At 77.1% G+C, this 17,084-nt stretch carries 4 protein-coding genes; all 4 read right to left on the bottom strand.

Annotation, left to right across the window (positions count from 1 at the left end):
* Positions 1-11: 11 nt before the first annotated feature.
* A complete protein-coding gene (locus tag ACFCX4_RS11245) occupies positions 12-1,238 on the bottom strand; it encodes a cytochrome P450 (RefSeq protein WP_376140765.1) in 1,227 nt (408 codons plus the stop codon).
* Positions 1,235-8,521, bottom strand: coding sequence for an amino acid adenylation domain-containing protein (locus ACFCX4_RS11240; RefSeq protein ID WP_376140763.1), 7,287 nt, complete (start codon positions 8,519-8,521; stop codon positions 1,235-1,237). The genes ACFCX4_RS11245 and ACFCX4_RS11240 overlap by 4 nt, the downstream gene beginning before the upstream one ends.
* Positions 8,518-16,464, bottom strand: a complete 7,947-nt coding sequence (locus tag ACFCX4_RS11235; RefSeq protein ID WP_376140762.1) for an amino acid adenylation domain-containing protein — start codon at positions 16,462-16,464, stop codon at positions 8,518-8,520. The genes ACFCX4_RS11240 and ACFCX4_RS11235 overlap by 4 nt, the downstream gene beginning before the upstream one ends.
* Positions 16,461-17,084 (bottom strand): phosphopantetheine-binding protein (locus tag ACFCX4_RS11230; RefSeq protein ID WP_376140760.1); only part of this gene is annotated, 624 nt, incomplete at its 5' end. The genes ACFCX4_RS11230 and ACFCX4_RS11235, both read right to left, overlap by 4 nt.

The following is a 17,084-nucleotide window of genomic DNA, read 5'->3' as shown; positions in this document are numbered from 1 at the left end:
GGCCGGGCGGGTCACAGCCGGACCGGCAGCGCCCGCAGGCTGCGGTTGAGCAGGGAGGGCTGCCAGTCGGCCCCGTGGCCGGCCAGGGCCAGCCGCGGCGAGGCCGCCAGCAGGTCGGTGAGCGCCGCCCCGGCGACCAGGCGGGCCAGCGGCGCGCCCAGGCAGAAGTGCTCGCCGTGGCCGAACCCGAGGTGCGGGTTGGGGGAGCGGCGCAGGTCCAGCTCGTCGGGGCGCTCGAACCTGGCCGGGTCCCGGTTGGCGGCCGCGGTGACCAGGTAGAGCGGGTCCCCGGCGCGCAGGGTCCGCCCGCCGAGCTCGAAGTCGGCCGCCACCCGGCGGACCGACAGCTTGGAGGGCCCGTCGAAGCGCAGCAGCTCCTCCACGGCGCCGCGCGCCGACTCGGGGTCGCCGCGCAGCAGTTCCAGCTGGTCGGGCCGGTGCAGCAGGTTCCACACGCCGACCGCGATCAGGTTGCTGGTGGTCTCGCCGCCGGCGAAGGCGATGTGGGTGAGCATGGCGACGAACTCGTCCTCGCCGACCTCCTCGCCCACCAGGCCGCCGGCCAGCGCGGCGCTGATCAGGTCGGCGCCCGGCTCCGCGCGGCGTTCGCGGACCAGCCCGCGCAGGTAGCCGAAGAGGTCGAGCAGGGCCCGGTGGGAGGCCTCGGTCTCCTCCGGCGACTGCACCGAGCCGAGGGCGAGGTCGCCCACCAGGATCGCCCAGCGCTGGAAGTCCTCGGCGTCCCGGGCCGGAACGCCCATCCAGGCCGCGGCGACGGTGGCGGGCAGCGGGCGGGCGAAGTCGGCCACCAGGTCGGTGACCGGGCCGCCGGCCGCGGCCCGGGCGGTCAGCCGGGCCACCGCCTCCTGCACCATCGGGCGGTTGCGCCGGATCTGCCCGGGGCCGAAGGCGCCCCGGAAGACGCTGCGCAGCCGGCGGTGCTCGGGCGGGTCGACGAAGACCATCCAGCCGGCCATGATCTCGAAGGCCCGGGCGGCCTCGGGGCCGAGCAGGTGCAGGGGCGTGCGGGCCAGCACCGGGGTGATCCGGTCGGCGGACACCGCGGGCTCCGAGAAGCAGGCGGCCACCTCGTCGTAGCCGGTCACCAGCCAGGCCCGGTTGGCCGGGCTCCAGTGCACGGGCGCGGCCTCGCGCAGCCGGGCGAGCGGCGGGAACGGGTCGGCGACGAAGCCGTCGTCGAGCAGGTAGGGGTCCAGGGCGCGGTCGGTGGCGGTCATGCGGTGCGCTCCATCAGGTCGGCGGCGATGGCGGCGACGGCGGCCACCTCCGGGTCGGCGACCATGCTCCGGTGGGTGCCGGGCAGGTGGTGGACGGTCAGCTCGCCGGGGAACAGCTCCCGGAGGCGCCGCTCGTAGGCGGGGTAGCTGTCGCCCGAGGCGACGGACCTGCGTTCCGGCGCGGCGTTCACGGCCTCGGCGCTGACCAGCAGGTGCACCGGGCCGGGGTAGGGCACGGGCCGGTAGCCGGCCGAGGCCCGCAGCAGGGCCGTCCACATCCCCACCGGCCAGTCGGAGCCCAGGTGGGCCTCGGTCGCGTTGACGCCGGCCGAGAGCAGGGTCGCGATCAGCTCGCGTTCCCGGCTGAGCCGGGCCGGGGTGCCGGGGGTGAGTTCGCGGACCGTCTCGCGCATGGCGACCGCGCGGTCCAGCTGGTCGAGCGCCTCGGTGACGGCGAACATGCCCTCGTCGTCCGGCACGGCGGGTTCCACGACGACGAGTTCGACCCGCTCGCCGGCCGCGGTGAGCTGGATGGCCATCTCCTGGGCGATGTTGCCGCCCATCGACCAGCCGAGCAGCACGTAGGGGCCCCGCGGCCGGTCCGCCCGCAGCTGCCGGACGTAGTCCTCGGCCAGGGCCACCATCGAGTCGGCGTCGGTGCCGCCGTCCAGGCCCCGGGCCTGGAGGGCGATCACCGGCCGGCCGGGCGGCAGGGCCCGGGCCAGCGGGAGGTACCAGGCGACGCTGCCGCCGCTCGGGTGCACGCAGTACAGCGGATCGCCCTCGCCCTCCCGGAGCACGACCAGCACCTCGCCCGCCCGCCGGGGCGCGCCCTCCCGGCCGTCTCCGGCCCGGGCGGTGACGGCGGCGGCCAGCGAGGCCACCGTGGGGTTCTCCAGCAGGTCGGCCACCCCGACCGGCAGGCCGAGGTCGCAGGCCCGGGCGGCGACCCGCACGATGGCCAGCGAGGTCCCGCCGAGGTCGAAGAAGTCGTCGTGCACGCCGACCCGGTCGAGCCGCAGGATCTCGGCCCAGAGCTTGGCGAGCGTGGTCTCGGCCTCGGTGCGCGGCCCCACGTACGGGTGCTCCGGCTCGGCGGGCCCGGTCGGCGCGGGCAGGGCCGCGCGGTCGAGCTTGCCGTTGGCGGTCACCGGCAGCGCGGCCAGCGGCACCAGCGAGGCGGGGACCAGGTAGGCCGGGAGCCGGTCGCGCAGCCAGCGGCGCAGTTCGGCGGTGCTGGGCAGGGCGGCGCCGGCCGCCGGGACCAGGTACGCCACCAGGACGGCGTCGCCCGGCCCGTCGGTGCGGGCGAGCGCGGCGGCGGCCGCCACGCCGGGGTGCGAGGTGAGCACGGCCTCGATCTCGCCCGGCTCGATCCGGCGGCCCCGGATCTTCACCTGGCCGTCGAGGCGCCCGGCGAACTCCAGCTCGCCGTCGGCCCGCAGCCGGCCGCGGTCGCCGGTGCGGTAGAGCCGGCGGCCCGGGGCGGCCGGGTCGGGGACGAAGCGCTCCGCCGTCAGCCCGGGCTGGCCGACGTAGCCGAGGGCCAGGCAGTCGCCGCCCACGAAGATCTCCCCGGTCACCCCGGCCGGGACGGGGCGCAGCGCCCCGTCGAGGACCAGCACGTCGGTGCGGGCCAGCGGCCGGCCGATCGGGACGGCGACCGCGTCGGGCGCGAGGGTGTCCACCTCGTAGCGGGTGACGAGGAAGCAGCACTCCACCGGGCCGTACCCGTTGACCAGGCGCAGGGCGGGCAGGCGGGTGCGCAGTTCGCGCAGGTGCGAGGGGGAGGCGGCCTCGCCGCCGATGATCAGCTGCTCCAGGCCGGCCAGCGCGTCCGGGTCCTGTTCGACGACCAGGTTGAACAGGGTGGTGGTGAGGAACGCGGTGGTGACGCCGTGGCGGCGCAGCGAGGCGCCGATGCCGGCGGGCGTGATCGGCCCGGCCGGGTGGAGCGCGCAGGTGCCGCCGGCGAGCAGCGGCCCGAGGATCTCGAAGATCGCCGCGTCCCAGTTGAAGCTGCTCACGTGCAGCACGGTCTGCCGCTCGTCGAGGTGCGCGAAGGTCTGGTCGAGCACGGAGTCGACGAGCGCGCGGTGCGGCAGGGCGATGCCCTTGGGACGGCCGGTGGAGCCGGAGGTGTAGAGGACGCAGGCCGTGCCGTCGGCGTCGGGCGGCGCGAGGCGGCCGGCCCCGGCCGGGGCCGGGTGGGCCGCGTCTCCGCCGGGGGCGTCCTCGGCGAGGCTCAGGACGGTGCCCACCCGGGCGGGGACCGCCGAGGCGCGGGCGGGCTGGACGAGCACCACGTCCGCGCCGGTCTCCTCGATCATCCGCTCCAGGCGGCGGCCCGGGTCGGTGGGGTCGAGCGGCAGGTACGCGGCGCCGGACTTGAGGACGCCGAGCAGGCCGGCCACCAGCTCGGCGGAGCGCTCCGCACACAGCCCGACGACCCGGCCGGGCCCGGCGCCGTGCCGGAGCAGCCGCCGGGCCACGCGGTCGGACCAGGCGCTCAGCGCGGCGTAGGTGACGGTGCCGCCGTCGGCGGTGGCGAGCGCCGCCCGGTCGGGGTGCGCGGCGGCCCGCTCCTCGAAGACCGCGATCACGCTGCGGTCGTCCCGGGCCGCGGCGGCCCCGCGCCGCGGGAGGGCGCCCGGTGCCCCGGCGGGCAGGCCGGGGACCGCCTCCGGGTCGGCGACCATCGCTTCGAGCAGCGCGCAGTAGGCGTCGGCGAGCAGCTCCACCTCGCCCCGCGACATCCGGCCCGCGTCGGCCTCGAAGGAGACGCCCGCCGGGCCGGTGGTGACCATCAGCCCGAAGTTGGTGCGGGCGATCTCCTCGATGTCCTCCTTGTGCTCGCTGTCCAGGCCGTGGAAGTGCACGTAGTTGAAGGCGGTGTCGACCAGCACCTCGCCGGCCCACCGGCCGGTCTGCAGCTCGGCCAGCGGGAAGCGGCGGTGCGGGATCACCTCCTGCTCGGCGGCGAAGACGTCCCGCAGCAGGCCGAGCCAGCTGGTCGCGGCCGAGCGCGTGCCGAACGGCACCATGTTGAGGAACACCCCGCGCATCCCGTCGGCCCCGGCCCGCTCGGGGCGGCCGTTGGTGGCCATCCCGGTCGAGTAGGCCTCGCCGTCGGCGAGCCGGCGCATCAGGTGGTAGTGGGCGGTGAACAGCACCGTCCGGCGCGGCACCCCGGCCCGGGCGGCGAGCGCGTCCAGGCCGGCCCGCAGGTGTCCGTAGGAGCGCAGCGCCTCGTGGGTCGACTTGTCGGCGAGGTCGCCGCCGGCGGCGCGCGGCAGGCGCACCGGCGGGAAGGACTCCACCAGGGCGTCCCAGAACGCCCGGGCGGCCGGGTCGGCGACGGCGGCGCGCTCCAGCGCCACGTACTCGGCGAAGGCGGGCACCGCCGGCGCGTCCGGCGCGTCCGGGGCGTCCGGGTCCGGTGCGCCGGCCGCGGCGGCGCCGGTGCGGGCCCGGCGGTGGCGCTCGACCAGCTCGGAGATCAGCGAGGTGAGGCTCCAGCCGTCCAGGACGGCGTGGCAGTCGGTGATGGTGAGCCGGTACTCGGCCTCGTTGAGCACGTGCACGTGCAGCCGGATCAGCGGCGGCACCGCCAGCTCGAACCAGTGGCCCGCCTCGGCGCGCAGGTACTCGCGGACCCGCTCGGCCGCGGGCTCCTCCGCCAGGTCCCGCAGGTCGTCCACCCCGACCGGCAGGTCGGCCGTGGGGTGGACCAGCTGCAGCGGTTCGTCGTAGCCGCTCCAGTCGAAGCCGGTCCGCAGGATCTCGTACCGGTCGGCCACCGCCCGGGCGGCGTCGCGCATCGCCGCGGCGTCGAAACCGGCCGGCTCCTGGATCCGGAAGCTGGTCACGTTGTGGTAGGCGCCCTTGCCCGCGTCGGCGAGCAGTTCGTAGAGCATGCCCTGCTGCATCCGGGTCAGCGGGTAGGCGTCCGCGAGGCCGGCGGGCAGCCGCTCGCGGTCCGCCGCCGACAGCAGGGCGAAGGGCTCCAGCGGCCGGGCCGGCTCCGGCCGCCCCCCGGCGGCGGTGTCCGTCCCGGCCGCCCGCGCGGCCTCGTCCACGGCGCGGGCCAGCTCGCCCAGCTCCTGGTGCGCGAAGACGTCGCGCAGCGCCACCGTCAGCCCGCGCTGCTCCGCCAGGCCCACCACGCGCAGCGCCAGGATGGAGTCCCCGCCGAGGTCGAAGAAGCGGTCGGTGGCGCCGACCCGCTCCACCCCGAGGGCGGTGCTCCAGACCCCGGCGAGCGCCCGCTCGGTCGGGGTGGCCGGCTCGACGTGCCGGCGGACGCTGTCCAGGCCGGCGCCCTCGGCCGCCGGCAGCGCCCGGCGGTCGATCTTGCCGTTCGCGGTCAGCGGCATCGCCGCGAGCACCGTGAACGTGGCGGGCACCATCGGCTCGGGCAGCCGGTCGAGCAGCCGGCCGCGCAGCTCGTCGCGGTCCAGGGCGCCGGCGGCCACCAGGTAGGCGTGCAGCCGGTACTCGCCGCTGCGCGATCCGCGGGCGACCACGGCCGCCTGCTCGACGGCCGGGTGGCCCAGCAGCGCGGCCTCCACCTCGCCGAGCTCGATCCGGTGGCCGCGGATCTTCACCTGGTCGTCGGCCCGGCCCCGGTACTCCAGGTTCCCGTCGGGCAGCCGGCGGGCCCGGTCGCCGGTGCGGTAGAGCCGGGCCCCCGGCACGGTGCCGAACGGGTCGGGGACGAAGCGCTCGGCGGTCAGCCCCGGCCGGCCGAGGTAGCCGCGGGCCGGGCCGGCGCCGCCCACGTACAGCTCGCCGACCACGCCGGCCGGCACCGGCCGCAGGTGCCGGTCGAGGACGTGGAGGCTCAGGTCGCCCAGCGCCCGGCCGATCGGCGACAGCGCCGCGCCCGCGAGGTCCGCGGCGGTGACGGTGTGGTGGGTGACGTGCACCGTGGTCTCGGTGATGCCGTACATGTTGACCAGCCGGACCCCGGCGCCCGGGCCGTCCAGCCAGCCGTCCAGCTCGGGCAGGTCCAGCTTCTCGCCGCCGAGCACCACGGTCCGCACGCCCAGCCCCGCGAGCGGCCGCCCGGCGAGGGCGGCGCGCAGGTTGCGGAACGCGCCGGGGGTCTGGCTGAGCACCGAGACCCGCTCGGCGTCGAGCAGCGCGGCGAACCGCCCCGGGTCCCGGGCGGTGTCCCGGTCGACCAGCACGACGCTGCCGCCCCGGGTCAGCGCGCCCCACAGCTCCCAGACCGAGAAGTCGAAGGCGTACGAGTGGAACAGGCTCCACACCCCGCCGGGGGCGAGCTCCAGCGCCTCCTCGCAGGCGTCCATCAGCCGGACCACCTGCCGGTGCGGCACGCAGACGCCCTTGGGGCGGCCGGTGGAGCCGGAGGTGTGGATGATGTACGCCAGCGAGTCGGCGTCGCCGAGCGGTTCCGGGTCGTGCTCCGGGCCGGTCCCCAACCCCTGCTCGTCCAGCCGCACATGGGTGCCGACGCTCTCCGGGACCCGGTCGCCGAGCCCCGGAGAGACCACCGCGAGCTCGACGCCCGCGTCCGCCGCCACGAACGCCAGGCGTTCGCGCGGGTGCTCCGGGTCCAGCGGCAGGTAGGCGCCGCCTGCCTTGAGGATGCCGAGGATCCCGACCGCGAGGTCCGCGTCGCGCGCCACGCAGAGCCCGACCACCGTCTCGGGGCCGACCCCGGCGGCGCGCAGCCGGTGCGCGAGCCGGTTGGCCCGCCGGTTCAGCGTCCCGTAGTCGAGCCGCTCGCCCCCGGCGACCACCGCGACGGCGTCCGGGTGGCGCGCCGCGTGCCGCTCGAAGCGGCGGTGGAGCCGGTCCCCGCCGCCGTACGAGCGCTCCGGGGCCGCCCAGGCGGCGAGCCGGTCCCGCTCGTCGGCGGGCAGCAGCTCCAGTGCCGACAGCGGGGTGTCCGGGTGGGCGAGCGCCTGCTCCAGCAGGTGCGCGTACTGCTCGGCCCAGCGCCGTACGGTCCGCGGGCTCCACAGGTCCGCCCGGTGGAAGAAGGCGGCGACGACGCCCTCGGGGCGGCGGGCCGCCTGCAGCACCAGGTCGAACTTGACGGCCTCCAGGTCCAGGTCGTAGCGGGCGCCGGTCAGCCCGGCGAGCCGCACCGGGCGGTCGTCGGCGTCCTCGTCCAGGCTGAACATCGCCTGGAACAGCGGGGTGCGGTGCAGCTCCCGCTCGGGGGCCAGCGCGTCGACGATCCGCTCGAACGGGACGTCCTGGTGCTCGTAGGCGCCGAGCGCGTCCTCGCGGACCCGGTCCAGCACCTCGCCGAAGGACGGGTCCCCGGAGAGGTCGGCCCGCAGCACCAGGGTGTTGACGAAGAAGCCGATCAGCTGCTCCACCTCGGGGCGGCCGCGCCCGGCGACCGGGGTGCCGACGGCGAAGTCGCCCTGGCCGCTCCAGCGGGACAGCAGCACCTCGAAGCCGGCCAGCAGCGTCATGAACAGGGTGGCGCCGTGCCGGCGGCCGAGCCGCTCCAGGCCGGCCACCAGCTCCGGCGCGAGCGTGAACTCGCCGACCGCGCCCGCGGTGGAGCGCCCGGCCGGCCGGGCGCTGTCGGTCGGCAGCTCCAGTGGCGGCACTCCCGCCAGCCGGGTGCGCCAGTGGTCGGGCCGCCCGCTCCGGGAGTCGGCGGGGGTGCGCCGCTGCCAGGCGGCGAAGTCCGCGTACCGGACGGGCGGTTCGGGCAGCGTCCCGCCGGCGTAGAAGGCCTCCAGCTCGCGCACCAGGACGCCCATCGACCAGCCGTCGGCGGCGATGTGGTGCAGCGCCACCAGCACCACGTGCTCCTCGGGCGCGCCGTCCGGCCCGTCGGCGAGCCGCCAGACGGCGACCCGCAGGACCGGTCCCGCCGCGAGGTCGAACGGGGCGTCGGCCACCTCCCGGACGGCCCGGGCGAGTTCCCCGGCCGGGACGTCGCCGCGCCAGTCGACGCCGGGCCAGCCGGGGTCGACGTGCTGGCGCACGGCCCCGTCGGTCACCGTGAACCGGGTGCGCAGCGGCTCGTGACGGGCCACCACCCGGTCGAAGGCGGCGGCCAGCCGGTCGCGGTCCAGCGGCCCGGTCAGCCGCCAGGCGACCGGGACGGTGTAGGCCGGGCCGGGGCCCTCCAGCCGGTCCAGGAAGACCAGCCGCTCCTGGCCGAACGACACCGGGAGGTCCCCGGTGCCGGCGACCGGGGTCATCGCGTCCGCGTCCGGGCCGGGTCCGGCCAGCCCCGCCAGCCTTCGGCGGAGCAGCTCCCGCTGGACGGGGGAGAGGTCGTTCATGCGTTCTCCTCCAGTTTCCGGGCGAGCCCGGCGATGGTCCGGGCCTCGAAGAAGGCGCGGAGCGTGACCGTGGCGTCGAGTCGCGACCGCATCCGGGAGATCACCCGCATGGCGGTCAGGGAGTGGCCGCCGAGGTCGAAGAAGTCGTCCTCGACCCCGATGTCCGGCCGGTGGAGCAGTTCGGCCCACACCTCGGCGAGGACCTTCTCGGTGTCGGTGCGCGGGGCGACGTGCGCGGCCCCGCCGCCCTCGCGGGCGGCGGCCGGCTCCGGCAGCGCGGCCCGGTCCACCTTGCCGTTGCCGAGCAGCGGCAGGGCGTCCAGGACCACCAGCGCGGCCGGGACCATCGCGTACGGCAGCACCGCCTCCAGGTGGGCTCGCAGTCCGGCGACCGTCACCGGGACGCCCGGCACCCGCCGGGCGTAGCCGACGAGCCGCCGGCCGTTCGGACCGTCGGGCCGGTCGACGATGGCCGCCGCGCCCACCCCGGGGTGCGCGGCCAGCGCCGCCTCCACCTCGGCGGGCTCGATCCGGACGCCGCGGACCTTCACCTGGCGGTCCAGCCGCCCGGCGAACTCCAGGGAGCCGTCGGCCAGCCGGCGGCCGCGGTCGCCGGTGCGGTACATCCGGGCCCCCGGTGCCCCGAACGGGTCGGGGACGAAGGCCGCCGCGGTGAGCCCGGGCCGGCCCCGGTAGCCCCGGGTCGGGCCGGAGCCGCCGATGTACAGCTCGCCGAACACGCCCGCCGGCACCGGACGCAGCGCGGCGTCCAGCACCTGCACGGTGGTGCCCGGCATCGGCCGGCCGATGGACACCGACCGCACCGGAACCGCCGGGTCGAGGTCCTCGACGGTGGTCGTCAGGGTGCACTCGGTCGGGCCGTAGTGGTTGACCACCCGGCGCAGTTCCGGCAGCGCGCCGTGCAGCCGCGCCAGCAGCTCCGGGGTGCAGGGCTCGCCGCTGAGCACCAGCAGCCGCAGCGCCGGCAGGTTCGCCGGCGTGAGGTCGCCGCCGTCGATCAGCTGGTGCAGCAGGGACGGCACCATGCTCAGCACCGCCGTGGGCGCGACCGCGTGCGGACCGGCGACGTCCTCCGCCAGACCGGACAGGTCGGACTGACCGGCCATCAGCACGGTCGCGCCGACGGTGAGCGGCCCGACGCAGTCGCGCAGGAAGGCGTCGAAGGAGGGCGAGGCCCGCTGCAGGACGACGTCCTCGGGCCCCAGCCGGTAGTGGGCGAGCACGGTGTCGAGGTACGCGGTGACGCTGTCGAACGCGGCCAGCACGCCCTTCGGCCGGCCGGTCGAGCCCGAGGTGTAGACCAGGTACGCGAGCCCGTCCGGCGCCGGGCCGCCGGCGGGGGCGGTGTCCGGACGCTCCCGGAGCGCCGGATCGGCGAGCAGGGCCTCGTCGACCACCAGCCGGATCCCCGCGTCCTCGGCGATCAGCGCCGTCCGCGCCTCCGGGAGGTCCGGGTCGAGCGCGACGAACGCGCCGCCGGCCTTCCAGACCCCGAGGACGGCGACCACGCTGTCGGCCCCCCGGCGCAGCCGCAGCCCGACCCGGGTCTCCGGGCCGGCGCCGAGCGCGATCAGGTGGTGGGCCAGCCGGTTGGCCCGCCGGTCCAGCTCGGCGTAGTCCAGCCGGACGTCCCCGCTGATCACCGCGGTCGCGCCCGGGGCGGTCGCCACCCGCTCGGCGAACCGCTCCAGCAGCGGGCGCGGCGCCGCGGCCGGCGCCGGGACGACCGCCTGGGGCGGCGTCGGCACCAGGTCGCCGATCCGCGCGGACGGCGCGGCGACGGCCTCCCGCAGGATCGCGGTGTACGCCTCGGCCATCCGGCCGGCCGTGGCCGCGTCCAGGATGTCGGTGGTGAAGTCGAGCGCGCCGGTCAGACCGCCGGGGCCGTGCACCAGTTCCAGGGTGAGGTCCAGCTTGGCCGCGCCCCGGTCGACCGGCACGGCCGTGCCGGTGGCCGCGCCGAGCCGCAGGGTGTCCAGGTTCCAGTCGTTGAAGCTGAACAGGGCCTGGAACAGCGGCGAGCGGTTGAGCTCCCGCTCCGGGTGGAGCTCCTCCACCAGCCGGCCGAACGGCACCTCCTGGTGCTCGTAGGCGCCGAGGGCGTCGTCCCGCACCCGCCCCAGCAGCTCCGCGAAGGACGGATCGCCGGTCAGGTCGGCCCGCAGGACCAGGGTGTTGAGGAAGAAGCCCACCACGTCCCGGACCTCGGGCCGGCCGCGGCCCGCCACCGGGGTGCCGACCCCGAAGTCGTGCTGCCCGCTCCAGCGCCCGAGCAGCACCTGGTAGGCGGCCAGCAGCGTCATGAACAGGGTCGCGCCGTGCTCCCGGCCCAGCTCCTCCAGACGGGCCGTCAGCCCGGGGGCGACGGTGAACGCCACCGAGTCGCCGGCGCCGCCGCGCACCGCGGGGCGGGGCCGGTCGGTCGGCAGCTCCAGGGCCGGCAGCCCGGTCAGCCGCTCCCGCCAGTGGGCGAGCTCCCCGGCCGCGCCCCCGCCGGCCAGCCGCTCGCGCTGCCAGCGCGCGAAGTCCGCGTAGCGCACCGCGGGGCGCGGCGGCTCGGCACCGTCGTGGCAGGCCTCCAGGTCCCGGACCAGCAGCCCGGCCGACCAGCCGTCCGACACGGTGTGGTGCATCGCCAGCAGCAGCAGGTGCCCGTCCGGCCCGGCCCGCCAGAGCACAGCCCGGAAGAGCGGGCCGCCGACGACCTCGAAGGGCACCCGGGCCTCGTCCCGCAGCGCCCGCGCGGCCTCCGCGGCGGACCCGGCCTCCCGCAGCTCCAGGCCCTCCCAGCCGGTGCGGATGTCCTGCGTCACCACGCCGTCGTCCAGCGCGAACCTGGTCCGCAGCGCCTCGTGCCGGTCCACCAGCGCGTCGAGCGCGGCGGCCAGCCGGCCGCGGTCCAGCGGCCCGGTCAGCCGCCAGGCCACCGGGACGGTGTAGGCGGCGCCGGCGCCCTCCAGACGGTCCAGGAACACCAGGCGCTCCTGTCCGGAGGAGGCCGGCAGCCCGCTCACGGCGGTGCCCCGCAGGATCGGGGCGTCCCCGGCGGGGCCGCCGTCGGTGAGCAGCCGGGCCAGCCCGGCGATGGTGCGGGCCGTGAAGAGGTCCCGGAAGGTCAGCTGCCGGCCGGTCCGCTCGGCGACCGCGCCGACCACCTTGATGGCGAGCAGCGAGTGCCCGCCGAGGTCGAAGAAGTCGTCGTCCGCACCGGGGTCCTCGACGCCCAACACCTCCGACCAGACGGCGGCCAGCTGCTGCTCCGTCCCGGCGGCCGGGCGGCGCCCGCCCGGGCCCCCGGTGCGGGCCGGCGCGGGCAGCGCGGCCCGGTCGACCTTGCCGTTGCGGGTGAGCGGCAGCTCGTCCAGCACCACCACCGCCGACGGCACCAGGTAGGCCGGCAGGTGTTCGCGCAGGAACCCCGCCAGCCCCTCCAGCCCGGCCCGGTCGCCGACCGCGTAGGCGACCAGCGCGAGGGCGCCGCTGCGGTCCGGACGGGCCACCACCACGGTGTCCCGCACCGCCGGATGGCGGCGCACCGCGACCTCGACCTCGCCCGGCTCCACCCGGAAGCCGCGGACCTTGACCTGGCCGTCGGCCCGGCCGACGAACTCCAGCCGGCCCCGTGCGTCCCAGCGCACCAGGTCTCCGGTGCGGTAGACCCGGCCGCCGGGCGGCCCGAACGGGTCGGGCAGGAACCGCTCGGCGGTGCGGCCCGGCGCGCCCGCGTACCCCCGGGCCACCCCGGCGCCGCCGAGCAGCAGCTCCCCGACCACCCCGACCGGCACCGGCCGCAGCCGCCCGTCCACCACGTACGCGGTGGTGTTGTCCACCGGCCGGCCGATCGGCACCGGGGCCGCGCCGCGCCGGCCCGCCTCCACCCGGTGCCAGGTGCCGAAGGTCGTCGACTCGGCCGGACCGTACATGTGCAGCAGCCGCTCCGGGCCCGGCCCGGCCAGCAGGGCGTCCACCGCCAGCGGGTCGGCGGCCTCGCCGCCGAACAGCACCGTGCGCAGCGCCGACAGCGCCCGCGGCCGCTCCCGGACGACCTGGTTGAACAGCGCGGTGGTCAGGAACAGCGTGGTCACCCCGTGCCGCTCCAGGTGCCCGGCCAGGGCGTCCGGCGACAGCACCACGTCCGGCGGGGTGATCACCAGCGCCGCCCCGGCGACCAGGGCGGCCCACACCTCGAAGGTCGCCGCGTCGAACACCGGGCTGGCCGCGAAGGCCACCCGGTCGTCCGGACCGAGCGTCAGGTGGCTGCCCGCGCGGACGGTGCGCACCAGCGACCGGTGGCTGATGGCGACGCCCTTGGGCCGCCCGGTGGAGCCGGAGGTGTAGACCAGGAAGGCCAGGTTCTCCGGGTCCACCGCCACCTCGGGGGCGGTGCCGGGCCGCCGGCCGATCCCGTCGGCCTCACCGGCGAGGTCGACCACCCGGCAGCCCAGACCGTCCAGGCCGGGCCCCCCGCCGGAGGCGATCAGCAGCCGCGCGCCGCTCTCCCCGGTCAGGTGGCGGCTGCGCTCCACCGGCTGCCCGGTGTCCAGCGGAAGGTAGGCGGCGCCGGCCTTGAGCACCGCGAGCTGCGCCGTCACCAGGTCCGCGCCGCGGGGCAGGCCGACCGCCACCACGGTCTCCGGGCCGGCGCCGAGCGCGATCAGGTGGTGGGCGAGCCGGTTGGCCCGCCGGTCCAGCTCGGCGTATGTCAGGACGGTGGTGCCGTCCACCACCGCGGGGCGGTGGCCGTGGGCGGCGGCCCGGACCCCGACCAGCCGGTGCAGGGCGAGCGGCTCGATCGGGGGCCGCGGGGCGGTGCCGGCCGCGACCAGCCGGGCCGCCTCCTCGGGACCGAGCGGGTCCCAGTCGCCGAGCCGCCCGCCCGGGTCCGCGGCGAGCGCCAGCAGCAGCCGGCGGTAGCCCTCCGCGAGCCGCTCCGCCGTGGCCGGGTCGAACAGGTCGGTCGCGTACTCGATCAGACCGGAGCAGGTGCCGTCGGCGGCCCGGTCGACGAAGAGCGTGAGGTCGAACTTGGCGGTCCGCCAGCCGAGCGGGATCTCCTCGGCCGCCAGGCCCGGCAGCCGCAGCGCCGAGGTGGCGTCGCGGAGCGCGAACATGGTCTGGAACACCGGGCTGCGGCTCAGGTCGCGCTCCGGGCGCAGCTCCTCCACCACCCGCTCGAACGGCACGTCCTGGTGGTCGTACGCGCCGAGGACGGCCTCCCGGACCCGGCCGAGCAGCTCGGCGAGGGTCGGGTCGCCGTCGAGGTCGGCCCGTACGGCGAGGGTGTTGGCGAAGAAGCCGACGACGTTCTCCACCTCGGCGTACGAGCGGCCGGCCGCCGCCGTGCCGACGGCGAAGTCGCGCTGGCCGCTCCAGCGGGCCAGCAGCACCTGGAACACCGCCAGGAGCAGGGTGTGCAGGGTGACCGAGCCGTCCCGGGCGTACCGGTCCAGCGCGCGCAGCGGCTCCTGCGGCAGCTCGAAGCGGTGGGTGGCCCCGTCCGTGCCCAGCACCGCCGGCCGGGGCCGGTCGGTGGGCAGCTCCAGGGCCGGGACGCCGTCCAGGACCTCGCGCCACCAGGCCAGCTGGCCCGCCAGCCGGTCCGGGGTCAGGTCGGCCCGCTGGCGGCGGGCGAAGTCCGCGTAGCGCACCGGCGGCAGCGGCGGCGTACCGCCCGCGTACAGCTCGCCCAGCTCGCGGGCCACCACGCCCAGCGACCAGCCGTCGGCGACCAGGTGGTGCAGCACCAGCAGCAGCACGTCGTGCCCGGGCAGGCGCAGCAGCAGGGCCCGCCAGGCCGGCCCCGCGGCGAGGTCGAACGGCCGGCGCAGCTCGGCGGCGGCGATCTCCTCGTCCCACTCCGCGGCGTCGGCGAGCCTCAGGTCCACCACCGCCGCGGGGGAGACGACCGGCGGCCGGTCCCCGCCGGGGAAGCGGGTGCGCAGCGCGTCGTGCCGGGCCGCGAGCCGCTCCAGCGCGCCGCGCAGCACGGCCGGGTCGAGCCGGCCCGCCACCCGCCAGGCGATCGGGATGACGTAGCCGGGGCTGTCCGGGTGCAGCCGGTGCAGGAACAGCAGCCGCTCCTGGCCGAACGAGGCGACCACCGGCAGGTCGTCGCCGCCCCGGGTGAGCGCGGGCCGCGCGGGCCCGGTGCCCGCCCGCTCCAGCACGGCGGCGAGCGCGGCGACGGTCGGCGCCTCGAACAGGTCGCGCAGCGAGACGTCGGTGCCCAGCTCCTCGCGCAGCCGGGCGATCAACCGCACCGCGAGCAGCGACTGGCCGCCGAGGGCGAAGAAGTCGTCGTCGGCACCGACCCGTTCGACGCTGAACAGCGAGGCCCACACCGCCGCCAGCCGCTCCTGGAGCCCGCCCTCCGGCGCCCGGTACGCGGTCGCCAGGTCGGGCCGGTCCGGGGCGGGCAGCGCCCGGCGGTCGAGCTTGCCGTTGGGCGTCAGCGGCAGGGTCTCCAGCAGCACGAAGGAGGACGGGACCATGTACCCCGGCAGCCGGGCGGCCAGCAGCTCCCGCAGCTCCCCGGGGTCCAGGCCGTCACCGACCGCGTACGCGACGATCCGCAGCTCGGCGGCCGAACCGGCGGCCACCACCACCGAGGCCCGCACGCCCGGCTGGTCGTTCAGGACCGCCTGGATCTCGCCCAGCTCGACCCGGTTGCCGCCGAGCTTGAGCTGGTCGTCCGCCCGGCCCAGGAACTCCGCCACCCCCGGCCGGTACCAGCCCGCCAGGTCGCCGCTGCGGTACATCCGGTCACCGGGCTCCCCGAACGGGTCCGGCAGGAAGCGCTCCGCCGTGAGGCCCGGCTGTCCGAGGTAGCCCCGGGCCAGCTGCACGCCGGACAGGAACAGCTCGCCGCTGCCGTCGTCGGGGACCGGGCGCAGCTCCGCGTCGAGGACGTGCAGCCGGCTGTTCTCGACGGCCGCGCCGATCGGCACCGAGGCGCCCGCCCACTCGGGCCGGCACTGCCAGGCGGTGATCTCGATGGCCGTCTCGGTCGGGCCGTACAGGTTGTGCAGCTCGACGTGCGGCAGCAGCCGCAGCACCCGGTTCTGCAGATCGGTGGGCAGCTCCTCGCCGCTGGTCATGATCCGGCGCAGCCCGTCGCACTCCGCGGCGCCGCGCTCCCCGGCGAACAGGGCGAGCATGGTGGGGATGAAGTGCACGGTGGTGACGCCCCGCCGCCGGATCAGGTCGACGACGTACTCGCCGTCCCGGTGCCCGCCCGGCCGCGCGACGACCAGCCGGGCCCCCACGGTGAGCGGCCAGAACAGCTCCCACACCGACACGTCGAAGGCGTACGGCGTCTTCTGGAGCACCCGCTCGTCGGGCGTCATCCCGTACTCGCGCTGGCCCCACCGCAGCCGGTTGCAGACGCTGCGGTGTTCGAGCACCACGCCCTTGGGCTGCCCGGTCGAGCCGGAGGTGAACATCACGTAGGCGGCGTTGCGCCCGTCGACCACCACGCCGCACGGGCCGTCGGTCCCGTCGTCGGCGTCCGCCGCCCCCGGCCCCCCGTCGCCGGCGGCCAGGACGACCTCGGGCAGCTCCGGCCGGCCGAGGTCCAGGTCCATGCCGGGACCGCGGACCAGCGCCACCGGGCGGGCCCGGCCGACCATCGAGACCAGCCGCTCGACCGGCAGTTCGAGGTCCAGCGGAAGGTACCCCGCACCGCTCTTGAGGATGCCGAGCAGGGCCACGACCAGCTCGGGGGAGCGCTGGGCCCCGACCGCGACCAGGCTCTCCGGCCCCGCGCCGAGGGCGCGCAGCCGGTGGGCGAGCCGGTTGGCGCGGCGGTCCAGCTCCCGGTAGGTCAGTTCCTCGCCCTCGAACTCCAGGGCCACCGCGTCGGGACTGCGCCGGGCCTGTGCCTCGACGAGTCCGTGCACCGTGTTCACGGCTGCTGCGCTCATGGCTGCTGCCCCTTCAGTGCCTCGGCCGCGTCCTCGCCGGTCATCGCCGCGATCTCCCTGGTCAGCTGCTCCTCGACGGCGGTGGCGAGACGCGCCACCGTCGGCCCCTCGAAGAGTGCGCGCACACCGATGTCGCAGCCGAACGCGGTCCGCATCCGGATGGCGACCCGGGTGGCGAGGAGGGAGTGGCCGCCGAGGTCGAAGAAGTTGTCGTGGACGCCGATCCGGTCGATCCGGAGGACCTCCCGCCAGACCTCGGCGACGGCGTGTTCGGTGGGGTTGCGCGGGGGCGTGTAGTCGTGGGTGAGTTCGGGCCGGTGGCCGCCGGGGTCGGGCAGCCGGGAGCGGTCGGTCTTGCCGCCGACGGTGCGCGGGATCTCGTCCAGCGGGATGAGGACGGTGGGCACCATGTGCTCGGGCAGCCGTTCGCGGAGCCACTCGCGGATCCGGTCGGTGGCGGTGGCCCGGACGTCGGTGTCCCCGGTGCCGGTGCCGGTGCCGTCGTCGCCGTCCGCCCCGGCGTCGGGGGTGGTGACGAGGTAGGCGACGAGTTGGTCGTGGTGGGTGGTGACGGTGGTGTCGTGGATGTGGGGGTGTTGGCGGAGGCGGGTTTCTATTTC

It is taken from the genome of Kitasatospora sp. NPDC056327, from assembly GCF_042261735.1.
In the GTDB taxonomy this organism is placed as follows: domain Bacteria; phylum Actinomycetota; class Actinomycetes; order Streptomycetales; family Streptomycetaceae; genus Kitasatospora.
This window is presented reverse-complemented; position numbering and strand designations above follow the sequence as displayed.

Excerpts from the sequence above, each read along its gene's own strand:
- ACFCX4_RS11245 (WP_376140765.1), bottom strand. The coding sequence starts at position 1,238 with ATGACCGCCACCGACCGCGCCCTGGACCCCTACCTGCTCGACGACGGC.
- ACFCX4_RS11240 (WP_376140763.1), bottom strand. The coding sequence starts at position 8,521 with ATGAACGACCTCTCCCCCGTCCAGCGGGAGCTGCTCCGCCGAAGGCTG.
- ACFCX4_RS11235 (WP_376140762.1), bottom strand. The coding sequence starts at position 16,464 with ATGAGCGCAGCAGCCGTGAACACGGTGCACGGACTCGTCGAGGCACAG.